The sequence below is a fragment of the Kitasatospora sp. NPDC003701 genome, from assembly GCF_053587085.1.
The window spans coordinates 35,582-58,478 of record NZ_JBSFNM010000005.1 but is presented as its reverse complement, the minus strand read 5'-3'; the positions used below and the strand labels follow the sequence as shown (position 1 = coordinate 58,478).

General features: G+C 74.2%; 19 protein-coding genes and 1 pseudogene. 5 read left to right on the top strand and 15 right to left on the bottom strand.

What is annotated here, in order from left to right; genetic code table 11:
* Positions 1–63 precede the first annotated feature (63 nt).
* The 3 genes from ACWDRR_RS06650 to ACWDRR_RS06640 all read right to left on the bottom strand — a co-directional run bounded on the left by ACWDRR_RS06650 (position 64) and on the right by ACWDRR_RS06640 (position 3,344).
* Entirely contained in the window at positions 64–1,110 is a 1,047-nt protein-coding gene (locus ACWDRR_RS06650) for a beta-ketoacyl-ACP synthase III (RefSeq protein ID WP_449771085.1), read from the bottom strand.
* Positions 1,107–2,057: an ACP S-malonyltransferase gene (locus ACWDRR_RS06645; protein WP_449771084.1), complete on the bottom strand. Its 951-nt coding sequence runs from the start codon at positions 2,055–2,057 to the stop codon at positions 1,107–1,109. Before ACWDRR_RS06645 ends, ACWDRR_RS06650 begins: the two co-directional genes overlap by 4 nt.
* 90 nt (positions 2,058–2,147) lie before the next feature.
* On the bottom strand, positions 2,148–3,344 hold the full coding sequence (locus ACWDRR_RS06640; protein ID WP_449771241.1) for a PucR family transcriptional regulator: 1,197 nt from the start codon (positions 3,342–3,344) through the stop codon (positions 2,148–2,150).
* 297 nt (positions 3,345–3,641) lie between these two features.
* On the opposite strand from ACWDRR_RS06640, the gene ACWDRR_RS06635 reads away from it, so the two are divergent.
* A complete protein-coding gene (locus ACWDRR_RS06635; RefSeq protein WP_449771083.1) occupies positions 3,642–4,418 on the top strand; it encodes a pirin family protein in 777 nt (258 codons plus the stop codon).
* A 34-nt stretch (positions 4,419–4,452) separates the two neighbouring features.
* Here ACWDRR_RS06635 and ACWDRR_RS06630 read toward each other — a convergent pair whose 3' ends face one another.
* The gene (locus ACWDRR_RS06630; RefSeq protein WP_449771082.1) at positions 4,453–5,286 is read right to left on the bottom strand and encodes a serine hydrolase domain-containing protein; all 834 of its coding nucleotides are present in this window, start codon (positions 5,284–5,286) and stop codon (positions 4,453–4,455) included.
* A 121-nt stretch (positions 5,287–5,407) separates the two neighbouring features.
* Here ACWDRR_RS06630 and ACWDRR_RS06625 point away from each other — a divergent pair.
* Positions 5,408–5,839: pseudogene (locus tag ACWDRR_RS06625) on the top strand (MerR family transcriptional regulator); the annotation flags it as partial.
* A gap of 128 nt (positions 5,840–5,967) precedes the next feature.
* On the top strand, positions 5,968–6,996 hold the full coding sequence (locus tag ACWDRR_RS06620; RefSeq protein ID WP_449771081.1) for an aldo/keto reductase: 1,029 nt from the start codon (positions 5,968–5,970) through the stop codon (positions 6,994–6,996).
* Positions 6,997–7,090: 94 nt separating this feature from the next.
* Here the strand turns inward: ACWDRR_RS06620 and ACWDRR_RS06615 are convergent, their stop codons facing one another.
* On the bottom strand, positions 7,091–7,669 hold the full coding sequence (locus ACWDRR_RS06615) for a TIGR03086 family metal-binding protein (RefSeq protein ID WP_449771080.1): 579 nt from the start codon (positions 7,667–7,669) through the stop codon (positions 7,091–7,093).
* 101 nt (positions 7,670–7,770) lie between these two features.
* Between ACWDRR_RS06615 and ACWDRR_RS06610 the strand changes: the two genes are divergently transcribed.
* Positions 7,771–8,751, top strand: coding sequence for a helix-turn-helix transcriptional regulator (locus ACWDRR_RS06610; RefSeq protein ID WP_449771079.1), 981 nt, complete (start codon positions 7,771–7,773; stop codon positions 8,749–8,751).
* Positions 8,752–8,763: 12 nt separating this feature from the next.
* Here the strand turns inward: ACWDRR_RS06610 and ACWDRR_RS06605 are convergent, their stop codons facing one another.
* The 9 genes from ACWDRR_RS06605 to ACWDRR_RS06565 form a co-directional block, all read right to left on the bottom strand.
* Positions 8,764–9,975 (bottom strand): alpha/beta hydrolase, encoded by a 1,212-nt coding sequence (locus ACWDRR_RS06605; protein ID WP_449771078.1) that lies wholly within the window; start codon positions 9,973–9,975, stop codon positions 8,764–8,766.
* A gap of 158 nt (positions 9,976–10,133) precedes the next feature.
* Positions 10,134–10,481, bottom strand: coding sequence for an MmcQ/YjbR family DNA-binding protein (locus ACWDRR_RS06600; RefSeq protein ID WP_449771077.1), 348 nt, complete (start codon positions 10,479–10,481; stop codon positions 10,134–10,136).
* 74 nt (positions 10,482–10,555) lie between these two features.
* Complete coding sequence (locus ACWDRR_RS06595; protein WP_449771076.1) at positions 10,556–12,847, bottom strand: Dyp-type peroxidase; 2,292 nt, start codon at positions 12,845–12,847, stop codon at positions 10,556–10,558.
* 36 nt (positions 12,848–12,883) lie between these two features.
* On the bottom strand, positions 12,884–14,827 hold the full coding sequence (locus ACWDRR_RS06590) for a galactose oxidase-like domain-containing protein (RefSeq protein WP_449771075.1): 1,944 nt from the start codon (positions 14,825–14,827) through the stop codon (positions 12,884–12,886).
* Between the two features lie 224 nt (positions 14,828–15,051).
* On the bottom strand, positions 15,052–16,278 hold the full coding sequence (locus tag ACWDRR_RS06585) for an acyltransferase family protein (protein ID WP_449771074.1): 1,227 nt from the start codon (positions 16,276–16,278) through the stop codon (positions 15,052–15,054).
* Between the two features lie 100 nt (positions 16,279–16,378).
* Entirely contained in the window at positions 16,379–17,521 is a 1,143-nt protein-coding gene (locus tag ACWDRR_RS06580) for an alpha/beta hydrolase (protein WP_449771073.1), read from the bottom strand.
* Between the two features lie 156 nt (positions 17,522–17,677).
* Entirely contained in the window at positions 17,678–18,352 is a 675-nt protein-coding gene (locus tag ACWDRR_RS06575) for a response regulator (RefSeq protein ID WP_449771072.1), read from the bottom strand.
* Complete coding sequence (locus ACWDRR_RS06570; protein ID WP_449771071.1) at positions 18,349–19,650, bottom strand: sensor histidine kinase; 1,302 nt, start codon at positions 19,648–19,650, stop codon at positions 18,349–18,351. Before ACWDRR_RS06570 ends, ACWDRR_RS06575 begins: the two co-directional genes overlap by 4 nt.
* A gap of 97 nt (positions 19,651–19,747) precedes the next feature.
* Entirely contained in the window at positions 19,748–20,437 is a 690-nt protein-coding gene (locus ACWDRR_RS06565; RefSeq protein WP_449771070.1) for a TetR family transcriptional regulator, read from the bottom strand.
* A gap of 220 nt (positions 20,438–20,657) precedes the next feature.
* Here ACWDRR_RS06565 and ACWDRR_RS06560 point away from each other — a divergent pair, with 220 nt between their 5' ends.
* A complete protein-coding gene (locus ACWDRR_RS06560) occupies positions 20,658–22,262 on the top strand; it encodes an MFS transporter (protein ID WP_449771069.1) in 1,605 nt (534 codons plus the stop codon).
* 89 nt (positions 22,263–22,351) lie between these two features.
* On the opposite strand, the gene ACWDRR_RS06555 is transcribed toward ACWDRR_RS06560, so the two are convergent.
* Complete coding sequence (locus tag ACWDRR_RS06555) at positions 22,352–22,798, bottom strand: nitroreductase/quinone reductase family protein (RefSeq protein WP_449771068.1); 447 nt, start codon at positions 22,796–22,798, stop codon at positions 22,352–22,354.
* Positions 22,799–22,897: the final 99 nt, after the last annotated feature.

Below are 22,897 nucleotides of genomic sequence, written 5' to 3'. Positions count from 1 at the left end.
GGTGTTGAATGCGGCCGCCCGGCGGACGGACGCAGGCTTGTGGATGGGTGAGGCGAAAGTTGCCTAGGGGAGCGTAACGACTGCTGCCGCGTAGACCAGACCCGCCCCGAACCCGATGATCAGCGCGAGGTCGCCGCTGCGGGCCTCGCCGCTCTCCAGCATGCGTTCCATCGCCAGTGGGATGGAGGCCGCGGAGGTGTTGCCGGTCTCGGTGATGTCGCGGGCGACGGGCACCGATTCGGGCAGCTTCAGCGCCTTGATCATGGCATCGGTGATGCGCATGTTGGCCTGGTGGGGGATGAACGCGCCGAGCTGGTCGGCGGTGATCCCGGCGGCGTCGAGCGCCTGCTGGGCCACCTTGGCCATCTCCCAGACCGCCCAGCGGAAGACCGACTGGCCCTCCATGCGCAGGGCCGGCCACTTGCCGCGACCGTCCTCGTGGGCCTCGCCGACGCCGTTGACGGCGTCCGCCTTGCCGAAGGCGGTGTCCCAGGCCTGGGTCTGCGAGATGACGTCCTTCTGGGAGCCGTCCGAGCCCCAGATGACCTTGCCGATGCCGGGCGTGTCGGACGGGCCGACGATCGCGGCGCCGGCGCCGTCACCGAAGATGAAGGCGGTCGAGCGGTCCGACTGGTCGGTCAGGTCGCTGAGCCGCTCCACGCCGATCACCAGCACGTACTCGGCGCTGCCGCCGCGGATCATGCCGTCGGCCAGGCCCAGACCGTAGCCGAAGCCGGCGCAGGCGGCCGAGATGTCGAAGGCCGGGGCGGTGCCGCAGCCCAGCCGCTCGGCGATCTCGGTGGCGATCGCGGGGGTCTGCTTGAGGTGCGAGACGGTCGCGACGATCACGCCGCCGATCTGGTCGGGGCTGATCCCGGCGTGCGCGATGGCCTTGCCGGCGGCTTGCACCGACATCTCGGCGACGGACTCCTCCGGGCCGGCCCAGCGGCGCTCGGCGATCCCGCTGCGGGTGCGGATCCACTCGTCCGAGGAGTCGATCCAGTTGAGGACCTCGGAGTTCGGGATCACCCGGACCGGGCGGTAGCCGCCGACACCGTGGATGCGCGAGTACAGGGCGCCGGTGACGGGCTTGATCTGGGGCTGGCTCATGCCTTGTTCTCCTGATCCTGACCGCCGTGCTCCGCGACGAGCTCACGGGCCTTGTCCAGATCGGCGGGGGTCTTGAGGGCAAGCGTCGCCACACCCTTGAGGTTGCGCTTGACCAGTCCGGTGAGGGTACCCGCGGGGGCGAGCTCGATGACGGCGGTCGCGCCCAGCTGCTGCAGGGTCTCCATGCAGAGGTCCCAGCGGACCGGGTTGGAGACCTGCGAGACCAGGCGGTTCAGCACCTCGGTGCCGTCGGTCACGACCTCGCCGTCCCGGTTGGACACGTAGGTGACCTTCGGGTCCGCGACGGCCAGCGTCGGGGCCAGCTTGGCCAGCCGCTCGACACCGGGCGCCATGTGCTCGGTGTGGAAGGCGCCGGCCACCTTGAGGCCGATCAGACGGGAGACGGGCGGCGGGTCGGCCTTCAGGGCCTCCAGCTGGGCCAGCGTGCCGGCCGCGACGATCTGACCGCCGCCGTTGTTGTTGGCCGGGGTCAGGCCGTGCTCCGCCAGCTTGGCGGCCACCACCTCCGGGTCGCCGCCGAGGACGGCGAGCATGCCGGTCTCGGTGGCGGCGGCGGCCTCGGCCATCGCCAGGCTGCGCTCACGGACGAAGGTCAGCGCGTCATGGGCGGACAGCACCCCGGCGCCGGCGGCGGCGGTGATCTCACCGACGCTGTGGCCGGCCACGGCGCCGACCAGCGCACGGGCGCGGTCCTCGTCCGGGAACAGCGCACGGGCGGTCACCAGGCCGGCCGCGACCAGCAGCGGCTGGGCGACGGCGGTGTCCTTGATCTCCTCGGCGGACGCCTCCGTACCGGCGTGCACCAGGTCGAGCCCGGCGACCTCCGACCAGCCGCGAAGGCGGTCGGTGACACCGTCGAGCTCCAGCCAGGGGCTGAGGAAACCGGGGGACTGGGCACCCTGTCCAGGGGCGACGATTACGAGCACGGTTCAACCCTCTCTCGCCAGGCGCCCGGGGGCGGGTAGGCGACGGTAACGAAGAAAAGCATCCGGGATTGTCAGTTCCCTACATCGGGGTCAACTCTGCTCCCCGGCCGCGGTGAGTCGGCCCAGCGCCAGTGCGATACGCAGCGTGAACGCCGAACGTACGTCGGAGGGAGCGTAGCCCGTGACGTCTGTCACACGTCGGAGCCGGTAGCGCACCGTGTTGGGGTGAACGAAGAGCATCCGGGCGGCTCCCTCCAGGGAGGAGGCCTGCTCCAGGTAGACACTCAAGGTCTCCAGCAGTGCCGAACCGGCCTCGTCGAGCGGTGTGTAGATCTCCTCCACCAGCTGACGGCGGGCCGCCTGGTCGCCGGCGAGCGCCCGCTCGGGCAGCAGGTCGTCGGCCAGGACCGGGCGCGGGGCGTCCGGCCAGGCGGCGCAGGCCCGCAGGCCGGCCGCGGCGGCGTGCGCCGAGCGGGTCGCCGACAGCAGGTCGGGCACGGTCGGGCCGACCACCACCGGGCCCGGCGCGAACTGGCCGATCAGCGCCCGGGCCGCGTGCACCGGCTCCTTCTCGCCGCCGACCACCACGACCAGGCGCTTGCCGAGCACCCCGGTCAGGACGTGCAGTTTGGCGTAGCGGGCGGCCCGGCGGATCGCCTCCACCACCAGCTCGCTGTCGCCGTCCGGGGCGCTGCCCATCACCACCCGGACCTGGCTCGGCTGGCCCCAGCCGAGCGCGGCGGCCCGCGAGAGCACCCCCTCGTCGGCGTCGCCGGAGAGCAGCGAGTTGACGACCAGTGCCTCCAGCCGGGCGTCCCAGGCCCCGCGCGCCTCGGCGGCCTGGGCGTACACCTGGGCGGTGGCGAAGGCGATCTCCCGGGCGTAGACCAGGACGGACTCGCGCATGTCCGCCTCGTCGCCGGGGGAGGCCACCTCCTCGATGGCCTCCTCCATCACCTCGATGGTGGTGCGGATGAGTTCGACGGTCTGGCGCAGCGTGATGGCCCGGGTCAGCTCGCGCGGAGCGGTGCCGAAGACGTCGGTGGAGATCGCCTGCGGGGCGTCCGGGTGGCGGTACCACTCGGTGAAGGCGGCGATGCCGGCCTGGGCGACCAGGCCGATCCAGGAGCGGTGCTCCGGCGGCATCCGCCGGTACCAGCCGAGCTGGTCGTCCATCCGCGCGATCGCGGCGGTGGCCAGTTTGCCCGAGGACTTCTCCAGTCGCTTGAGCGTCGCGGCCCGCCGTTCGGCCCGCTCGGCCGCGAGTCTGCGCTCCTGCGCGGTCAGGCGTGGCGCCGCCCGACCGGGCCGGTCCCGGCCGGAGCCGGGCGTCGGGCTCTTCCCGTTCTTGTCGGGCTTGGCGGTCGGATCGTTCTTGGAGTTCGCGGAGGCGGCTGGCACAAGGACAAGACTGCCTCACCGGAGTGACTGCTCGTGCACACCCCCCGGCGCAGCGCCGCGGTGGCAACCGTCACAGTCTCGCGCCGGCGGGGGCGCCTCCCGCTCGCAGGGTCGGCGCCGGAGCGTCGGCGCCGGGCCCGCAGTGCCCGGGAACGGGCCCTCGGCCGCGCTACCGTGGGGCCCGTGACCGACGCCCCCGCCCGCCCCCGCGCCGACCTGCGCCGCACCGCCGAGCGCTACCGCTCCACCCCGGCCGAGGGCATCGAGACCAGACACGCGTTCTCCTTCGCCGGTCACTACGACCCGAAGAACACCCACTTCGGCGCGCTGCTCGCCTGCAACGAGGAACTGCTCGCCCCCGGGGCGGGGTTCGACGAGCACAAGCACCGGGACACCGAGATCCTCACCTGGGTCCTGGAGGGCGCGCTGGCGCACCGGGACTCCCGGGGCCACAGCGGCGTGGTCCGCCCCGGCATGCTCCAGTACCTGGGCGCGGGCTCCGGCGTCAGCCACACCGAGCGCAACGTCGGCGGCGCCGGCGGGCCGGTCCGCTTCGTCCAGATGTGGCTCCAGCCGGACGTGTTCGACGTGCCCCCGGTGTACGGGCTGCGCCGGGTGGTACCGGCGGACGGCGGGTTGACGCTGCTCGCCTCCGGGCTGGAGCGGGACGCCGGGACGGACGCCCTGCGGCTGCGCCGCAGTGACGCCGCACTCTGGCTGGCCACCGCCGACCCCTGGCAGCCGCTGCCCCAACTCCCGCCCGCCGCTTGGCGGTACGCGCACCTGACGGACGGCTCGCTGGGCTACCGGACGGTGCCGGGGCCGCAGGGCGGCGGCCGCTCGATGGTGCCTGGCGACAGCGTCCGGATCACCGGCGAGGCCTTCGCCGACCCGACGGCCGGCGAGGACGGCGCCCGTCTGCTGCTCTGGGAGATGCACTCGCCGGTCTCGTACGGCTGAGGGCGGGCCCCGGCCGGGGCCCGCCCCCCGGGGCTCAGCCGCGCAGTTCGGCCAGGACGGCGTCGCCGAGGACGGGCCAGACCTCGGCGGCCCACGGCCCGAAGTCCCGGTCGGTGAGCGCGACGCAGGCCACCCCCGCCTCCGGGTCCACCCAGAGGAAGGTGCCGGACTGCCCGAAGTGGCCGAAGGTGGCCGGAGAGTTGGTGGTACCCGTCCAGTGCGGCGCCTTGCCGTCCCGGATCTCGAAGCCGAGGCCCCAGTCGTTCGGCCGGCGGTGGCCGAAGCCCGGCAGCACGCCGCTCGTTCCGGGGAAGGCGACCTCACGGGTGGCCGCGCGCAGGGTGGACGGGTCCAGCAGCTTGGGCGACTGCAGCTCGGCCGCGAACAGCGCGAGGTCCGCCACCGTGGAGAGGCCGCCGGCGCCGGCGGGCGACTTGTGCGCGGTGTTGATCAGTGTCGCGTGCATCCCGAGCGGCTCGAACACGGCCTCGGCGGCGTAACGGCCGAACTCGATGCCCGAGGCCTGCTGGAGGGTCTGCGCCAGCACGTCGAAGCCGGCGTTGGAGTAGAGCCGGCGGTTGCCCGGCTCGGCCATCACCCGGTGCTCGTCGAAGGCCAGGCCCGAGGTGTGGGCCAGCAGGTGGCGCACGGTCGAGCCGGCCGGCCCGGCCGGGTCGTCCAGCTCGAAGACGCCCTCCTCGACGGCGACCAGCACGGCGTACGAGGTGAGCAGCTTGGTCACCGACGCCAGCGGGAACAGGTGCTGCTGCGGGCCGTGCCCGCCCAGGACGGCGCCGTCCGCGCCCCGCACCACCGCCGCGGCGGCGTTGGGCACCGGCCAGGTCTCGATCATCCGCAAGCTCTCCATGGCGCCGACTCTAACGGGCGGCCGCGGCCGGGTGCCGGGAACACCCGGATGGCAGGCTTGCTTGGAGTGCACTCCAACTCACTAGCGTCGTCGTCACCGCTCACCACCGGGGGTACTGATCATGGCAACGCTCGCACCGATCCACGTCGACCTGCGGACCTGCTCCGATGTGTTCAACGCGCCGGTCGGCGAACCGGACCGGACCCCTCGGCACACCATCAGCGAGGTGGCGGCGGCCAGCGGACTGACCGCCCACACGCTGCGCTGGTACGAGCGGATCGGCCTGCTCGACCCGGTCGACCGCTCCGCCTCCGGCCAGCGCCGCTACCGCGACACCGATCTGCACCGGCTGGCCTTCCTCGGCCGGCTGCGGCTGACCGGCATGACGGTCGCCGACATGCTCCGGTACGTGGAGCTGGCCCGCCGGGGCGAGCGGACCCTGGAGGACCGGCGGGACCTGCTGCTCGCCCACCGCGAGGAGGTGCGGCAGCGGATCGCCGACCTGCACGCCACCCTCGCCGTCATCGACTACAAGATCGACCTGTACGCCGGGAAGATCGCCGACCGCACCGACCCGGCCGACCGCACCGACCCGGCCGACCGCACCGACCCGGCCGACCGCACCGACCCGGCGGACGGCGGCGACCCGGCGGACGGCCCGCAGAGAAGGAAGCAGAGCGCATGACTCTCCCCACCCTCCCGACCGTCCGGCTCGGCCAGGACGGACCGGTCGTCGGTGTCCAGGGCCTCGGCTGCATGGGCATGAGCGAGTTCTACGGCCCGACCGACACCGCCGAGGCGCTCGCCACCCTGGACGCCGCCCTGGCGGCCGGCGTCACCCTCCTCGACACCGCCGACCAGTACGGCGCCGGCCGCAACGAGGAGTTGATCGGCCCCTTCGTCCGCGCCCACCGGGACGAGCTGGTGCTCGCCACCAAGTTCGGCGTCGAGCGCCGGGCGGACGACCCGGCGTACCGGGGCGTCCGCAACGAACCGGCGTACATCCGCGCCGCGGCGGACGCCTCGCTGCGCCGGCTCGGGCTGGACGTGATCGACGTCTACTACATGCACCGGCGGAACCCGGCCGTGCCGATCGCCGAGTCGGTCGGCGCGATGGCCGAGCTGGTGGCGGCCGGCAAGGTGCGCCACCTCGGACTCTCCGAGGTGACCGGGGCCGAGCTGCGCGAGGCGCACGCGGTGCACCCGATCGCCGCCCTGCAGTCCGAGTGGTCGGTCTTCGCCCGGGACGTCGAGCGCTCCGCCGTCGCGGCCGCGGCCGAGCTGGGCGTCGCCTTCGTGCCGTACTCCCCGCTCGGACGCGGCTTCCTGACCGGCTCGTTCGCCGCGGCGGAGGAGCTGGCCGCGGACGACATCCGGCGGACCCAGCCGCGGTTCAGCGGCGCCAACGCGGTGGCCAACCGCGCGCTGGTCGAGCCGCTGCGGGAGATCGCGGCGGCCCGCGGGGCCACCGCCGCGCAGGTGGCGCTGGCCTGGGTGCACCAGCAGGCCGAGGTGCACGGCCTGACCGTGGTGCCGATCCCGGGGACCCGCCGGCGCGAGCGGCTCGCCGAGAACACGGCCGCCGCGACGCTGCGGCTCACCGCGGCGGAGCTGGCCGTGCTGGAGCCGCTCGCCGGCCGGGTGGCGGGTGACCGCTACCCGGACATGGCCTTCACCTCGGTCGGCCGCGAGCAGCCGGGCGGCGAGTAGCGGCGAACCGGCCGCTCGTCGCCGCGAACGGCCCCGAACGGCCACGAGCGGCCCGCCGGGAGGGGCGCCCGCCCCTCCCGGCGCCGGGAGGGGGTCAGACCTCGCGGCCCAGGAAGGCCGCCAGCCGGGTGTAGGCGTCGGCACCGGCCGGCGCGGGCCGCACCGCGCCGAACGGGACCGGACCGCCGCGGTACTCGGCCGGCAGCACGGCCTCGGCGATCGCCAGCGCGGTCAGCGCCAGCTGCTCGTCCAGGGCGAGGCCGCTGCCGAGCGCCCGCGCGATGTCCCAGGAGTGCGTGACCGCCTCCATCACGTAGCCGCCCAGCGCGGCCCGGCCGGGGACCTCGCCCCAGGGGGCGACGGCGGGGCGGTCCAGCTTGGCGTCGTCCGCCCAGGCGGCGACGGCCCGGGTGCGGGCCCGGTCGAGGGCGGCCGGCCAGGCGTCGTCGGCCAGTTCGCCGGTGGCCGCCACGACGTCCTCGGCCCGGCCGCCCTCGCCGATGTAGGCGAGCCGGTGCACGCCGCCGACCACGTGGCTGAGCAGCTGCCGCAGGTCGTACTCGGTGCACGGGGTGGGGCGTCCCAGCGCCTCCGGGGTCACCTCGGCGATCAGCTTCTCCAGCTGGCCGAGCGCGAGCAGGTACAGCGGGCGGGGGTCCTGGGTGGTGTCCATGCGGGATCGGCTCCATCGGTGCGAAGGGGGTTCGGCTCTCTGGAGGCAATCTCCCGGTAAAACCTGACAACCGGCGTCAGGTTTTCTGAAATCCTCGTCCCATGAAGGCCGACCGCCTGCTCTCGATCCTGCTGTTGCTCCAGACCCGCGGCCAGGTGTCCGCCACCGAACTGGCCGAGCGCCTGGAGGTGTCGGTCCGCACCATCTACCGCGACGTCGAGGCGCTCTCGTCGGCCGGCGTGCCGGTCTACACCGAGCGCGGCCGGCACGGCGGGATCGCCCTGCTGCCCGGCTACCGCACCGACGTCAGCGGTCTGACCGCCGACGAGGCCCGGGCCCTGTTCGTGCTCTCCGCCCAGGGCGCGCACAGCGACCTCGGGCTGGACGGCGCGCTCGGCTCGGCGCTGCGCAAGGTGATGGCCGCGCTGCCCGCCCCGCACCGCCCGGCCGCCGAGCGGATCAGCGAGCGGATCCTGGTGGACCCGGCCCGCTGGCTCCAGGCCGGCGCACCCGCCGGGCCGGACCTCGGTGAGCTGCAGTACGCCGTCTTCGCCGACCGCCGGCTGCGGCTGCGCTACCGGCACAGCGGCACACCGGCCCCGGTCGAGTACACCGTCGACCCGTACGGCCTGGTCAGCAAGGCCGCCGTCTGGTACCTGGTGGCCGATCTGCGCGGTGAGCCCCGGTTGTTCCGGGCCGACCGGGTGCTCGTGGCCGAGGCCACCGAGGAGCCGGTGCGCCGCCGTCCGGGGCTGGGCCTGGGCGAGGTGTGGGCGGTGCTGCGCGAACAGGTGGAGCGGCTGCCGAAGGAGGTGCCGGTGAAGGTCCGGGTGCGGCGCGGGCGGCTGGACCTGTTCGTCCGGATCCACGGCGGCCGGCTCACGGCGCCGCCGCCCGAGTCGGGCGCCGGGGCCCCGGACGAGTGGGTCGAGCTCGCGATGGGCTTCCAGGCCCTGCCGGCCGTCCGCGCGCTGCTCTCCTTCGGGCCGGACGCCGAGGTGCTCTCGCCGCCGGCCGCCCGGCGGGAGCTGGCCCGGGCCGCCGCCGAAGCCGTCCGGCTCTACCAGGACCAGCCGCACTGACCCGCCCCGGGCTCAGGCCTCGGGAACGGGCCGGACCACGTCCTCGTAGTGGCCGAGCGAGATGGCCGCGAAGTTGTGCAGGCTGTCGGTGCCCTCGGTGAAGTAGCCGTTGTGGCCGGAGGAGCGGGCCGAGGAGATCTGCTCGGCGCCGAACTCGGCCGAGGTCGGGTCGGCGCCGTGGCCGAGCCCGCCCACCTCCAGGTACGGCACGTTGCCGATCCAGTCGCTGCCGTTGCGGGTGGCCCAGACGTGCACGCCGGTGCCCAGCTCGGCGGTGCTCTGCACGCCCATGCCGGGGCTGCCGAACACCATCAGGTCGGTGACTCCGGAGGTGTCGGACGGCGAGGCGGCCGCCCGGGGGATCTCGGGGGCCGCGCTGCCGCAGACCACCGAGCCGTAGGAGTGGCAGAGCAGCGACGGCGGCGCGTCCGGCCGGGTGGTCTCCTTGAGCCCGGCGAGCAGCCGCTCCAGCCGGGGCGCGCCGACGTCGGCGAGCCGGGAGGTGACGGCGTCCGGGCCGAGGCCGGAGGGCGTGACGTAGCCGGTCCAGGCGATCACCGCGGTACGGGTACCGGGCGACTGCCGCCGCTCCTCGGCGTACAGCGCGCGGGCCATCCCGGCGGGGGAGCGCAGCGGCTCGGCCGCCTGGTCGAAGTGGCCGAGGTCGGCGTCGGAGCCGGGCACCACGACGGAGATCCGGTCGGCGTCCGCGAGGTCGCCCCAGACCTCGGAGACCAGGCCGCGGCCGCGCGGGTCGAAGGCCAGCACCTGGCGCTCGGGGGCCAGCAGGTGCTCGACGTCGTTGGCGCGGGAGACGGCGAGCGCGCGCAGCTCGGAGTCGAGGTCGCGGTCGGCGGCGCGGGCCCGGGCGCGGTCCCGCTCGGCGGCGAGGGCGATCCGGTTGGCGCGGTAGCGCAGCTCGACCGGGGCTCCGTCGAAGTTGCCGACCACCAGCGGGTAGTCCTGGATCAGCCGGTCCAGCTCGGTGGGCGCCAGCGAGGCGAAGAACTCCGCGGCGGCGGCCGGCGAGGTGACGGCCGGGTCGGGCAGGGAGCGGCCGAAGGAGTGGTCCTCCACCCAGGCGGCGCTGCCGGCCGGGGGCGTGGAGATCGCCAGCTGCTCGGTGGAGGCGGCGGCCTGGGCCGCGGCGGCGCCGGCATCGGCGAGCACGGCGCACCCCGCGAAGGCACCGATCAGTACACGCTTCCACCGCCGACGGCGCATCGCGTCAACTCCCTAGGGGCCCGTGACCGTTCTGCGGGCGGGGCCCGGAGGGTGGTACGACTGCCAACTTCCCTGGGTAAGCGTAGGGGTCGTGGCGCGGTGTCGGGCCCGCTCAAACTGTGGGATGGATCACATGAACCTCCGGTGTCCTTTCGGCGTCACCGGGCCTGCGTCGCGTCGAACTCCCTGACCATGCGCTTCGGTGCGGTGCGCCGCCAGGCCTCGGTCAGCAGCTCCCGCAGCTCCTCCCGGTCGACCAGGTCGAGCCGGACGCCCACCCAGCCGTGCCGCCCGACGTACTGGGGGTACGAGAACACCTCGGGCGCGCCGGCGAGCAGCTCGGTCTGGTCCTCGTGGGAGGCCTTGACGCTGACGCTCGTGCCGTCCGGCGAGCCCATCGCGAAGATCTTCGTGCGGACCCGCAGGGTCTCGATCTCCCAGGTGGGCTGTTGCACGGCCTCGGGCAGGGCGAGTGCCATCGCGCGGAACTCATCGAACGTCACCATGGCGGCAGCGTAGGGCAGGGGACCGACACCGCGCTCCCGGCGCGCGTCGCGGACCGGGAGCGCGGGTGCCCGGCTCAGGCCAGGGAGTTCCAGGCGCTGCAGGAGCGGTCGTCGGCGAGCTTGCGGTCCGGGTGGCCGCTGCCGTCGGCCACCGAGATCCGGCGGTAGTTCTCGCCGTGGAACACCCAGTACTCGCTCTTGCCGCCGACCCGCTGGCAGTCGGGCACCGGCAGGAAGCAGTCCACCTTGGTGATGCCGCCCAGCGAACCCCACTGGGAGAGTTCACGGTCGGTGCGCTCGCAGACGTCGGTGTGCGCGGCGCCGTCCGCCACCGAGATCAGCCGGTACTGCTGGCGGCCGCCGGTGCTGTGGAACGCCCAGTACCAGCTCTTGCCGCCGACCCGCTGCTGGTCGGGCACCGGGAGGAAGCAGTCCATCCGGCCGACGCCGCTGAGCGAGCCCCAGGCCGAGAGGTCGCGGTCCGGGCGCTCGACGGCGTTGGTGTGGCTCCCGCCGCCGCAGGTGATCGAGACGGCCCGGTACTGCTGGCGGCCGCCGGTGCTGTGGAACACCCAGTACCAGCTCTTGCCGGACGGGTTCTGCAGGTCGGGCATCGGCAGCACGCAGTCGATCCGCGCGATGCCCTGCAGACAGGGCCAGCCGGTCAGCGCAGTGTCGCGCTCCACCGAGCGGTCGGTGTGCGAGGCGCCGTCCTCGACCGAGATCCGGCGGCACTGATCGCCGTGGAACGCCCAGTACTGGCTCTGCCCGCCCTTGCGCCACTGGTCCGGGACGGCCACGAAGTCGTCGCACGGGTAGCCCTTGCCCGTCTGCGGGGAGACCTGGCCGCCCTGCTGGCCCTGCGACTGGCCGGTGAGCCGCCCGTCGGCGAGCGCCTTGAGGGTGCTGATGGACGGCGCGAAGGCGTAGACCGAGCCCTGGGTCTGCACGAACTGCTGGAAGTTCAGCGGGGTGTGCTTGATCGCGCCGTCCGGGCCGCGGCTCTCGAAGTCGACGTCGTCGGCCTCGGTGATCACCGGGTCCTTGCCGGGCACCGGGTTGCGGCCGGGCGGGAAGTCCGGCTGGTCGATCCAGTCGGCCTGGATGAACTCGAACTGTCGTGCGATGTCGGCCTGGTAGCAGACGAAGAGCAGGCCGCGCGGGTCGTCCGGACCGCCGGGGCCCTCGGAGGCCGGGTCGAACGGGTGCCCGTAGGGCGCGCCGCGCCGCATGATCCGCCGGCCGTCGAGCTCCTTGGCGTCGAACGGAGGCCGGCTGGGGTTGGGGGCCTGCAGCCCGGCCCGCGGGCTGGACTTGCGCAGGTGCGAGAAGAGCGGGGTGACCAGGCCCTCCAGGTCGTCCCGGAAGTCGAAGTCGTTGTCCGACGAGGCCTTCGGGTCGTTCGGGACGTCGCGGTCCTGGTGCTTGCAGACCGGCGCGCCGGAGCGCCAGCGGCCGACCAGCCGGGCGGCCAGCCACTCGGCGGTGGCGGTCTCCGGGACGGCCTTGGCCTGCTTGAGCTCCTTGAGCTTGACCGAGACCTGCGACCACCAGCCCGGGACGTCCTGGGAGAGCCGGCGGACGACCTGGAAGGAGCCGTTGCGGGCCCACGCGGGGAAGTCGGTGAAGCTGCCGGGGGCGGGCTGCTCGCCGACGACGAACTCCCCGGCGGGGATGATCCGGGTGCCCGGGTGGCCCTCGACCTCCTCCTCGTTGCCCGCGCTGGGCTGGTCGAAGAAGCGGATGCCGGGTTCGCTGATGCCGTCCTTGAAGCCGAAGTGCTCCTTGCCGCGGCGGCTGCCGAGCAGGGTCTTCGCGTTCTGCTGGAAGATGATGACGATCTTGGCCTCGGCGGCCGCCTCGCGCTGGGCGGTGACGGCGGCGGCGAGGTCCTGCTCGGTGTCCGAGGCGATCGTCAGCACGGCGTGCACCGGCTGGTTCTTGCCGTTGCCGAAGAGCCAGTTCTCCGGGGAGTTGTCACCGGTGTCGCCGAGCGCGCCGGCCCGCTTGGCCGAGCCCTCCTTGAACGCCTCCAGGCCGCTGCCGACCGGCGGGGCCTGCTCGAACGGGTCGGTGGCGGAGAGCTGGCGCATGCCCTCGTAGGTGAGGCTGAGCCCCAGCCAGGTGGCCTTGAGGGTCTTGGGGTCGTCGCCGCCCGAGGACCTGCGGGCCTCGCTGAACGCCGCGTTGAACTCGGCGACCTGGCGGGTGGTGGCGATCTGCGGGGCGAGCCGGCGCAGCCAGTCGCGGGCCCTGGCGGCGTCCTCGAACTTCAGGAACAGCAGGGTGACGTTGTCCTTCTTGAAGCCGGCGACGACGTCGCCCTGGATCTCGTCGCTCTGGCGCAGTCTCAGATCCGTTGCCATGGGATTCCTCCGTGGGATGGGTGGGGGAGGCCGGGATCAGGCCGAGGAGCTGAGCTGCACCCACTGCGCGACGCTGGGCACGCCCTGGTCGTTGAGCAGGAAGAGCATGTACCAGCCGGGGGGCGCGGCCTTGGCGTCCGGCGGCGCCTGGAACTCCAACCGGTTGCCGGCCCGGCTGCTGAGCCGCAGCTCGATGTGGCGCTGGCTGGTGTTGACCGAGTGGGTCGCGGTGGTCGGCGCCAGCAGGACGGCCTTGGCCGCGCGCTCCGGGGTCGACGTGGTGATCAGGAACTTCTTGTCGTAGCCGACCGGTGTGGTCGGGGCCCGGTCGAGCGAGGGCCGGTTGCTCTGGTGCAGGTAGGCCGGCTCGTAGATCTCGATGGTGCCGTTCATGGTGACCGGGCCCGTGGTGCCGGGGATGCCGCTCACCGTGCCGTTGATGTCCGGGTTGTTGGCGATCTGCTGGAGCTCGTCGCCGGTCACCATGACGCGTCCGTCCGGCAGGACCACCGCGTTGGAGTGGTAGCCGCGCGGCAGCCGCTGGACGGGGCCGAGCTTCCAGTTGCCCTGGGCGTCGCGCAGCTCGATCTGGCGGTACTTGAGGTCGGCGTTCGGGTTGTAGGGGCCGTTGCCGTAGTCGCGGATGTCGTACGCGCCGTTGACGGTCAGCAGCTTGCCGTCGGGCAGCAGGATGGTGTCGTCCTGGGTGCGGCCGAACGCGCGCGACTTCTCGGCGGTCCAACTGCCGTTGGAGAAGCGCAGGGTGCTCGGGTTGTCCCGGTCGCCGCCGAGGACCAGCGCGGAGTCCGGGCCGTTCGGGCCGCTCGGCAGCATGACGGCCGAGCCGTAGTTGCGCTTGCGGCCGTCCGGGCGGGCCGCCAGGTCGCTGCGGGACTCGGCCACCGGGTCGAACTTCCACTGCTCGTTGGCCTGGCGGCCGAAGCCGTAGACGTTGCCGTCGTTGAGCGAGAACAGGTGCGGGTAGTCCAGGGTGAACGGGGCGTCCGCCTTGAACCGGTCCACCGGGGTGTTCTTCGGGATCTCGGTCTTGAGCGAGGGCACCGGGTAGCCCTTGGCGGGGAAGCGCTCGACCACCGGGGTCGGGGTGCCCCAGCCCAGCTCGGACTGGCCGGACATGATCAGCTGTCGGCCGTCGGCGCCGGTCACCACGGACGGGTACCAGCGGCCCACCGACATGTCCGGGTTCTTGGTCCAGGTCTCGGTCCACGGGTCGAAGATCAGCGAGAGCTTGGCGCCGGTGCCGCCGTTGCCGCCCAGGTTGCCGCCGAAGACGCCGAGCATGCCGTTGGGCAGGAACGAGTGGCCGGCGCAGAAGAACGGGGCGGGGCGGGGCTCGTTCAGCCCGTCCGGCATGTCGACGATCGGCGGGGTGACCTGCTTGAAGGCGTCCTTGCCGTAGCCCTTCGCCGGGTCCCAGAGGAAGGCCCGGCCGGCGTTCTCCTTGCCGATGGTCTGGGTCGGCGCGGGCTCCTTCTCCGGGTTGGTCTCGATCCGCTCGAACGAGAACACCAGCACCTTGCCGGTCGGCAGCAGTGCGATGTGGTCGCCGAAGTCGGGTGAGGGGAAGTACTGGTCGAACGCGCCGAAGACCTTCGGGTCGAAACCGGCGTTGGTGCTGGTCTGGGAGTCCGTCAACGCCTTGAGCCGGTTGGTTCGGGTGGTCTGCGGGTAGTCGCCGACGCCGCGGACGGCCGCCCGCATGCGGGCGTGCTCCTCGGCGTGCTCCTGGCCGAGCGCCGCGACCTCGTCGTCCCGCATCTCGGCCAGCACCCGGGGCGAGGTGACGTGCGGGGCCGGGTCGTCGTGGGCTCCGCCGTGGGCGAGGACCAGGGCGAGGGCCGGGGTGGCGGCGGTCAGGACGGTGCCGGTGGTCAGCGCGCAGACGACGGCGGTGGCGAGGACGGACAGCCGGCGGCGGGCCCGCGGCCGCCGCTGCGGTCGCGGTGGGGACAGGGACATGGGACTCCTCGGAAGGGGATGTCGGGAGAGGGGCCGGCGAAAGCGCGGGCGGCCCGGCCGTGGGCGGGCGCGGACGCACCGACAGTTGCCGACGGTCACAGGACATCACAGTGCGTGGTGGTTCGCATGCGGATGCACCGCTTCGGAGGGCGCGTGTCGCCGCCAGGCGGGGGGCGTGTGCCCAAGCGGCTCACGCCCCGTCAGTTCCCCTGGGCGCTCCCGGCTCAGACCACGCCCAGCGCGTACGCGGCGAACAGTGCCGCACCGGCGCCGGCCACCGCCTTCCAGGTGCGGGAGAACGCCGTCCAGGGACCGTCGAACCGGCGGGTGAACCACCCGATCGCGACCAGGACAGCGCCGAACAGCGGAAGCAGCGCCACCCGGGCGGCCACCCAGGCCGCCGAGTCGGGTGCGCCGGTCAGACCGGGCACGGTGCCGAAGGCGGCCGCGCCGGGCACCGCGACGGCCAGCATCGCGCTCTGGTGCCAGCAGAAGATCGTCATCGCCGAGAGGTTGACCGCCACCACCGGCAGCCAGAGCAGCGGGCGCCGCAGCAGCCGGCCGAGCCGCTCGCGCAGCAGCACCGCGGCGCCGCACTGCACCGCCGCCAGGGCCAGGACCAGCAGGGACGGCGGGTGCGAGTTGGTCCGCCCGGCACCGGGCACGCCGACCATGCTGGCCGGGTAGTGGAAGACCAGCAGCAGCACGGCGAACAGCGCCCCGCCGCCGAACAGCAGCAGTCGCGCGGCCGGGCGGCCGAGCCGGTCGCGGGCCCAGAGCACGCCCAGCTGGTAGCCGAAGAGCCAGCCCGGCAGGATGTTCAGCAGCCCGACCCAGGACGGTACCGCCTCCGCCCACGGGCCGTACCGCAGCAGGTCGACCACGGCGACCACGGCCGCCAGGACGCCCGCCGACCAGCCGCGCAGCCGCCGGGCGGCCGCCACGCAGAGCGGGGTCAGCGCGGTCAGCCCCAGGTAGACGGCGATGTACCAGAGCGGCTGCACCACCAGCACCGAGCCGGTCCGCACGGTGTCGCCCGGGACGCCGATCCGGCCCAGCACCGGGACCAGCAGCGCCCAGACGGCCGTCACCCCGAGGACCGGTCGCAGCAGCCGCACCGAGCGGCCGCGCAGCCAGCCGACGTAGCCGACCCCGCGGGCCCGGGCCCGCTCCAGCGAGCGGACCGAGGAGTGGCCGCCGACCAGGAAGAACACCCCGAGCATCTGGAGCACCCAGCTGACCGGCGCGAAGAAGCCGAGCGAACCGAGCGGGCTGGCGTTGTGCAGCGCGCCGTCGGCGGAGAGGGTGAAGCCGCCGAGCAGCCAGTGGCCGACGGGGACGGCGAGCAGGGCGAGGGCGCGCAGCCCGTCCAGGGCGCGGTCGCGGGTCTCGGGGGTACGGGCGTCGACCTGGTGCGCGGCGCGGCGCAGGGCGGTCAGCGGATGGGCCATGGCGTTGCTCCTCGGGAGGTGGCGGGCGGGGCGGTGGTTCGGTGGCCGGGGGCGGGGCGGGGGTTCGACGGCCGGCGCGGGGCCGGGCGCGGACCGGGCCTCAGCGGCCGAGCGCGAGGGCGGCGAAGGCCGCCAGGGAGGCGGTGCCGGGGGCGAAGTAGCCGGTGTGGCCGTGGGATCCGGTGGCGGGCAGCGGGCGGGCGCCGAAACCGGGGTCGGTCGGGTCGGCGCCGTGGCCGAGACCGAGGAGCGAGACGTTGGGCACGTTGCCGATCCAGTCGGAGCCGTTGCGCTCGGTGGCCCAGAGCGGCACCCGGGGGTCGAGGTCGGCGGCCGAGCCGACGCCCATGCCGGGGGAGCCGAGCACCACCAGGCCGGCGGCCTGCTCGGGACCGGGGCGGGCCAGGCCGCAGACCACCGAGCCGTAGCTGTGGCAGAACACCGTGGCGGGCGCCGCCGGCCGGGTGGTGACGGCGAGTCCGTCCAGCAGCCGGGTGAGCCGCCGCGCGCCGGCCCGGGCGAGGGTCTCGGTGGCGGCGTCCGGGCCGAGGCCGACCGGGGTGGTGTAGCCGGCCCAGGCGATCACGGCGCTCTGCCGGCCGGTGGCCTCGTACAGTGCGCGGGCCATCCCGGTCGGGGTGCCGTACGGGTCGGTGGGCCGGTCGAAGCTCAGCAGGTCGATGTCCGAGCCGGGGACGACGACCGCCGTCCGGCCGGCGGCGGTCAGGTCGCCGTGGACCTCGGCGACCAGGCCGCGGCCGCGCGGGTCGAAGGCGAGGATCTGCCGTCCGTCGTCCAGCAGGGTGCGGTAGCGCTCGGCGCGCCCGCCGGCGGCGGCGTGGTCCCGCGGGGTGAGCGCCGGGTCGGTGGCGCGGGCGAGTTCGCGCCCGCGCTCCTCGGCCAGGGCCAGCGCGTTGGCCCGGTAGCGGAGGCGGACGGGGGCGCCGTCGAGGTTGCCGACCACCAGCGGGTGGCGGACGGCCAGCGCGTCCCGGCGGGCGGGCGGCAGCTGCTCGAAGAAGGCGGCCACCTCGGCGGGGGAGGCGGTGGCCGGGTCGGGCAGCCGGAGGCCGAGCGTGGTGTCGGCGACCCAGGCGGCGGTGCCGGGCGGCGGGCCGGTGATCGCGCGCTGGGTGTCGGCGGCCCAGCCGCCGGCGCCCAGGACGGCGGCCAGCGCCATCGTGGCGGCGGCGGCCACGCGGGCGAAGCGCCGGGGCCTGTGGTCGGTGCGAGGCTGCCGCATGTCCGTGTTCTCCCTTGTCCGTCGGGTGTCGACGGAGAGGAAGGTAGAAATGCGGCGGCCCCGCGGACGTCACACCGCGGGGCCAACTCCCGGGTGCTACCCGGGTATCAGGAGGGGGTCGTGGTCGGACCGGTGTGACACCGGCCGCCGGGGCGGTCACTGACCGGGCGTCACCAGGCCGGACTCGTAGGCCAGGACCACCGCCTGGGCGCGGTCGCGCAGGTCGAGTTTGGCGAGGATCCGGCCGATGTGGGTCTTGACGGTCTGTTCGGCGAGGACCAGCCCGGCGGCGATCTCCTGGTTGGACAGGCCCCGGGCGATCAGTTCCAGCACCTCGGTCTCCCGCGGGGTCAGGCCGTTCAGCCGCAGCTTGGGGTCGCGGCGCCGGACCGGCCTGGTCCGGGCGAAGTCCTCGATCAGCCGCCGGGTCACCGAGGGGGCGAGCAGCGCCTCACCGGCGGCGACCACCCGCACGGCGGCGATCAGATCGGCCGGCGGCGCGTCCTTGAGCAGGAAGCCGCTGGCCCCGGCCCGCAGCGCCTCGTACACGTAGTCGTCCACGTCGAAGGTGGTCAGCATCAGCACCTTGGGGCGGTGGGCGCCGGGGACGGCCGGGTCGAGCAGCCGGCGGGCCGCCTCCAGGCCGTCCATGCCGGGCATCCGGACGTCCATCAGGACGACGTCCGGGTGGGTGCGGCCGCAGACCTCCAGGGCCTGCGCGCCGTCCGCCGCGTCGCCCACCACGTCGATGTCGCTCTGGACGCCGAGCAGGGCGGCGAAGCCCGCCCGCACCATCGCCTGGTCGTCGACGATGATCACGCGGATGGTCATGCGGTGGTCTCCCGGGGGGTGTCGATCGGCAGGACGGCGGCCACCTTGAAGCCGCCGTCGGGCAGCGGGCCGGTGTCCAGCTTCCCATCCAGCAGCCGGACGCGTTCCCGCATCCCCACCAGCCCGTGGCCGGTGCCCTCGGCGGCGGCCTCCAGCGACTCGGTGCGCGCCGGCGGGGCGCCGTTCACCACGGTGACCAGCAGGGCCGGGCCGTCGACGGTCAGGGACACCCAGGCCTCGGCGCCGGGCGCGTGCCGGACGACATTGGCCAGCGCCTCCTGGACGATCCGGTAGACGGAGAGGTCGACGGCCTGCGGCAGGGCGGCGGCCAGCTCCGGCGGGACGGCGAGCTCGGCCGGCACCCCGGCCCGGCCGACCGTCTCGACCAGCTGGGCCAGCTGCCCGATCCCGGGCTGCGGCGCCTTCTCGGCGCCGGAGTCCTCGCTGCGCAGCACGCCCAGCAGCCGCCGCATCTCGGACAGCGAGTCGCGGGCGGTGCCGGCGATGGCGGTGAACTCCTCGGCCGCCTCGGCGGGCACGCCGGTGATCCGGTACGGGGCGCTGGCCGCCTGGACGGCGATCACGGACATGTGGTGGGCGACCACGTCGTGCAGCTCGCGGGCGATCCGGGCGCGCTCCTCCAGCAGGGTGCGGCGCTCGCGCTCGGCCTCGCTGATGTGCTCCTGCTCGGCGAGCAGCCGCTGGGCCTCGGCCCGCTCCCGCAGGGCGCCGCCGAGCACCAGGACGGCGCCCGTCAGCGCCACCGCCAGCACGCTGTTGTCGCTGCCGAGGCCGCTGCCGACGCCGAGCAGCGACAGCGTGAGGCTGGCGGCGCCGGTGGCCAGCCAGACCGAGAGCAGGGTGCTCCGCCGCTCGCGGAGCGCGAGCGGCAGCATCAGCAGCAGGTAGCCGAGCAGGCCGGTGGCCGGCCACGGCCAGGCGGAGGAGGTGTCCCGGCCGGTGGTGAGGATCAGCAGGGAGGTCAGCAGGTCGGCGGCGCCGATCATCCACCAGGCGGGCAGCGGGCGGCTCACGGCGAGCAGCAGCGGCACGGTCTGGGCGACGGCGAGGGCTGCGGCGAGGCCGACGTTGAGCCCGTAGTCGTGTGCCAGGACGTTGATCCCGCTGGGCAGCAGGGAGGACACCGCCGACAGCGCGAGGACGTACGGCAGCCAGCGGACCCAGCGGCTGCCGGCGTGGGCCAGCAGCGGGGTGTGGTCGGCGGACGGGCGGGCGAGCGGGGCGAGCAGACCGGGCAGCAGGCCGCCCCGGGTCGGCCCGGTGGGCGGATCGATCATTCCGTCAGCCTAGGGCGGCCCGCACCGCCGGGCGTCGGACCGGGGGCGGGGCTTCGCCGTAGTACTCCGGTATGACGCGGCGCGCCCGGGGCTTGCCCTAGTGCCGCCAGTCGCCGGCCAGGGCCGGGCCGAGCTGGTCGAAGTGACGGGTGATCAGCGCGATCATGTCCTCCGGTCCGGACTCCTCGCACTCCGCGCTCCAGGACAGGTGGGCCGCGCGCAGCACGCTGCCGAAGACCGCGGCCATCACGGCGGGGCGCAGGTCCTCGGCCGGGTCGAGGCCCTCGCGGGCCGCGAGCACCTGGACCACCACCCGCTCCTGCTCGGTGACCCGGCGCAGGTGGGCGGCGAGCAGCGTGGGGGTGTCCTCGATCATCCGCATCAGTTCCAGCGCGCTGGTCACCGAGCCCGGTCCGGACCGGTGCCGGGAGGCGAGCTCGCGCCAGGACTCGACGATCGCGGCGCGCAGGGCCACCAGCGGGTTCTCCCCGGCGGGTCGGGCCCGCAGCCGGTCGATGAAGTAGTCCTCGGCCTCGGCCATGACGGCGAGGGCGACCTCGTCCTTGTTGGCGAAGTAGCGGAAGAAGGTGCGCTGCGAGACGTCGACGGCGGCGGCGATCTCGTCCACCGTCGTCGAGGCGAACCCCTGGCTGAAGAAGAGCCGGTGGGCCGCCTCGATCAGGGCGTCCCGGGTCTGTTGCTTCTTGCGCTCGCGCAGGCCGGGGCCGGCCCCCTCGGCCGGGCGACCGGCCGGGGCGGTGGCGAGGGGCGAGCGCTGAGCGGCCATGGCGGGGCCTTCCGGACGGCGATGCGGGGGGTGGTGCTGGTGCACAACTCTAGCTGGCTGACAAATGTCAGCCTCCGCAACACGGCAGAGTTTGCCAGATGTCAGTGACTGTCATAATCTGCGGAGCGTGGCGCCCCCAGGCCGGGTAACTCGTGGGGACGGGTGGGCCCGGGGCGCCACGACCACGTCTGTTCGCTGCCATGCCCCCGGAGGGCCCCAGATGAGCCAGTCCGTCGTCAAGATCACCAAGGCGGACGATCCGCCGCAGCCCGAGCCGTCGTCCGGGAGCGGTCTGAAGGGGCACCCCTGGCTGACCCTGCTGACCGTCGCCGTCGGCGTCATGATGGTCGCGCTGGACGGCACGATCGTCGCGATCGCGAACCCCGTCATCCAGGCCGACCTCAAGGCCGCGCCCTCCGAGATCCAGTGGGTGACCAGCGGTTACCTGCTCGCCCTCGCGGTCTTCCTGATCACCGCGGGCAAGATCGGCGACCGCTTCGGCCACAAGCGGACCTTCCTGGTCGGCGCCGCCGGCTTCGCCGCCACCTCGGCCGCGATCGCCTTCGCGGGCAACATCCAGACGGTGATCGCCTTCCGCGTGCTGCAGGGCCTGTTCGGCGCGCTGCTCCAGCCGGCCGCGCTCGGCCTGCTGCGCGGGGCGTTCCCGGTCGAGAAGCTCAACATGGCGATCGGCATCTGGGGCGGGGTGATCGGCGCGTCCTCGGCGGCCGGTCCGATCGTCGGCGGCCTGCTGGTCGAGCACGTCAGCTGGCAGTCGGTGTTCTTCATCAACATCCCGGTCGGCCTGCTGACGCTGGCCCTCGGCCTCTGGATCCTGCGCGACGTCCGGGCCGAGAAGGCGGCCAAGTCCTTCGACGCCCCCGGCATCGTGCTGCTCTCGCTGGCGATGTTCGCGCTGGTCTTCGGCATCATCAAGGCGCCCGAGTGGGGCTGGGGCGACGTCTCCACCCTGCTCTTCCTGGGCGGCGCGCTGGTCCTGATGACGGCCTTCGCGCTCTGGCAGCGGGTTGCCCGGGAGCCGCTGATCCCGCTCAGCCTGTTCCGCTCCGTCCCGCTGTCGGCCGCCACCCTGCTGATGGTGCTGATGGCCTTCTCGTTCTTCGGCGCGATCTTCTTCGTGACCTTCTACCTGCAGAACGTCCACGGGATGTCGCCGGTCGAGGCCGGCGTCCACCTGCTGCCGATGACCGGCATGATGATCGTCGGCTCGCCGGTGGCGGGTCTGGCCATCGGCCGGCTCGGCCCGCGGATCCCGATCGTGGCCGGCATGCTGATCACCACCGTGGCGATGTTCGGGATGTCCACCCTGGACGAGGGCTCCGGCGCCGGGGTGATGTCGCTCTGGTTCGTGCTGATGGGCCTGGGCATGAGCCCGGTCATGGTCGGCGCCACCGAGGTGATCGTCGGCAACGCGCCGATGGAGCTCTCCGGGGTGGCCGGCGGTCTGCAGCAGGCCGCGATGCAGGTCGGCGGCAGCCTGGGCACCGCCGCGCTGGGCGCGCTGATGGCCGCCAGGGTCGGCGACGTGCTGCCCGGCAAGTGGGCCGACGCCGGCCTGCCGCCGGTCCAGGGCGCCGAGGCCGAGGGCCTCAAGCAGGCGGCCCAGCTCGGCTTCGCCCCGCCCGCCCCGGCCGGTACCCCGGGAGAGGTGGTCGACGCGATGGCCGGCGCCGTCCACCAGTCCTTCCTCAGCGGTATGTCGCTCGCCTTCGCGGTGGCCTCCGTGGTGGCCTTCGCGGCCGCCCTGCTCGGGCTGCTGGCCCGCCGCGGCAGCGCCGAGGCCGGCCCGGCCGTCCACATCTGACGCCCCCCGCACCTGACGGCCCCCGCCCGGGCCCCCGGCCGCCGGCGGCCCCGGACTCCACCGAGTCCGGGGCCGCCGGCGTCCGCGCGTCAGCCGGCCGTGCGGCGCAGCTCCACCAGCGGGACGACGCGGCCGGCCCGGGCCCGGAAGGCGGCGAACGACGGCTGGGCGGCGATCTGGGCCGCCCAGAGGGCCTCGTACCGCTCCTCGTCGGCCACCGCGGCGGCCAGCGCCGGGTAGCGCTCGGCACCGAGTTCGACGGTGACCTCGGGTCGGGCGGCCAGGTTGCGGTACCAGTCGGGGTCGGCCGGGGCGCCGCCGTTCGAGGCGAAGACCACGGTGCGGCCGCCCTCCGTCAGGTGGACCAGCGGGGTGGTGCGCGGCTCGCCGCTGCGCCGGCCCCAGGTGGTGAGCAGCAGCAGCGGGGTGCCCGCGAAGGAGCCGCCGACCGCGCCGGCCGAGGCCCGGAACTCGGTGATCACACCGCGGTTGTACGCGTTGCCGCCGGCGGCGGGCTCGGGGTGGACGGCGTTCATGGGAGACCCTCCTGGGGTGGTCCGGTTCGTCTGGGAACGACCCTAGGAGCTCACACCTGTGTGAGGTTCAAGAGTGTGTGACGGAGGTCACACCCGGGC

What these genes read in the sequence shown, in the direction of transcription:
- ACWDRR_RS06650 (WP_449771085.1), bottom strand. Translation starts at nt 1,110, where the DNA reads ATGAGCCAGCCCCAGATCAAGCCCGTCACCGGCGCCCTGTACTCGCGC.
- ACWDRR_RS06630 (WP_449771082.1), bottom strand. Translation starts at nt 5,286, where the DNA reads ATGGAGAGCTTGCGGATGATCGAGACCTGGCCGGTGCCCAACGCCGCC.
- ACWDRR_RS06620 (WP_449771081.1), top strand. Translation starts at nt 5,968, where the DNA reads ATGACTCTCCCCACCCTCCCGACCGTCCGGCTCGGCCAGGACGGACCG.
- ACWDRR_RS06615 (WP_449771080.1), bottom strand. Translation starts at nt 7,669, where the DNA reads ATGGACACCACCCAGGACCCCCGCCCGCTGTACCTGCTCGCGCTCGGC.
- ACWDRR_RS06610 (WP_449771079.1), top strand. Translation starts at nt 7,771, where the DNA reads ATGAAGGCCGACCGCCTGCTCTCGATCCTGCTGTTGCTCCAGACCCGC.
- ACWDRR_RS06605 (WP_449771078.1), bottom strand. Translation starts at nt 9,975, where the DNA reads ATGCGCCGTCGGCGGTGGAAGCGTGTACTGATCGGTGCCTTCGCGGGG.
- ACWDRR_RS06600 (WP_449771077.1), bottom strand. Translation starts at nt 10,481, where the DNA reads ATGGTGACGTTCGATGAGTTCCGCGCGATGGCACTCGCCCTGCCCGAG.
- ACWDRR_RS06595 (WP_449771076.1), bottom strand. Translation starts at nt 12,847, where the DNA reads ATGGCAACGGATCTGAGACTGCGCCAGAGCGACGAGATCCAGGGCGAC.
- ACWDRR_RS06590 (WP_449771075.1), bottom strand. Translation starts at nt 14,827, where the DNA reads ATGTCCCTGTCCCCACCGCGACCGCAGCGGCGGCCGCGGGCCCGCCGC.
- ACWDRR_RS06585 (WP_449771074.1), bottom strand. Translation starts at nt 16,278, where the DNA reads ATGGCCCATCCGCTGACCGCCCTGCGCCGCGCCGCGCACCAGGTCGAC.
- ACWDRR_RS06580 (WP_449771073.1), bottom strand. Translation starts at nt 17,521, where the DNA reads ATGCGGCAGCCTCGCACCGACCACAGGCCCCGGCGCTTCGCCCGCGTG.
- ACWDRR_RS06575 (WP_449771072.1), bottom strand. Translation starts at nt 18,352, where the DNA reads ATGACCATCCGCGTGATCATCGTCGACGACCAGGCGATGGTGCGGGCG.
- ACWDRR_RS06570 (WP_449771071.1), bottom strand. Translation starts at nt 19,650, where the DNA reads ATGATCGATCCGCCCACCGGGCCGACCCGGGGCGGCCTGCTGCCCGGT.
- ACWDRR_RS06565 (WP_449771070.1), bottom strand. Translation starts at nt 20,437, where the DNA reads ATGGCCGCTCAGCGCTCGCCCCTCGCCACCGCCCCGGCCGGTCGCCCG.
- ACWDRR_RS06560 (WP_449771069.1), top strand. Translation starts at nt 20,658, where the DNA reads ATGAGCCAGTCCGTCGTCAAGATCACCAAGGCGGACGATCCGCCGCAG.
- ACWDRR_RS06555 (WP_449771068.1), bottom strand. Translation starts at nt 22,798, where the DNA reads ATGAACGCCGTCCACCCCGAGCCCGCCGCCGGCGGCAACGCGTACAAC.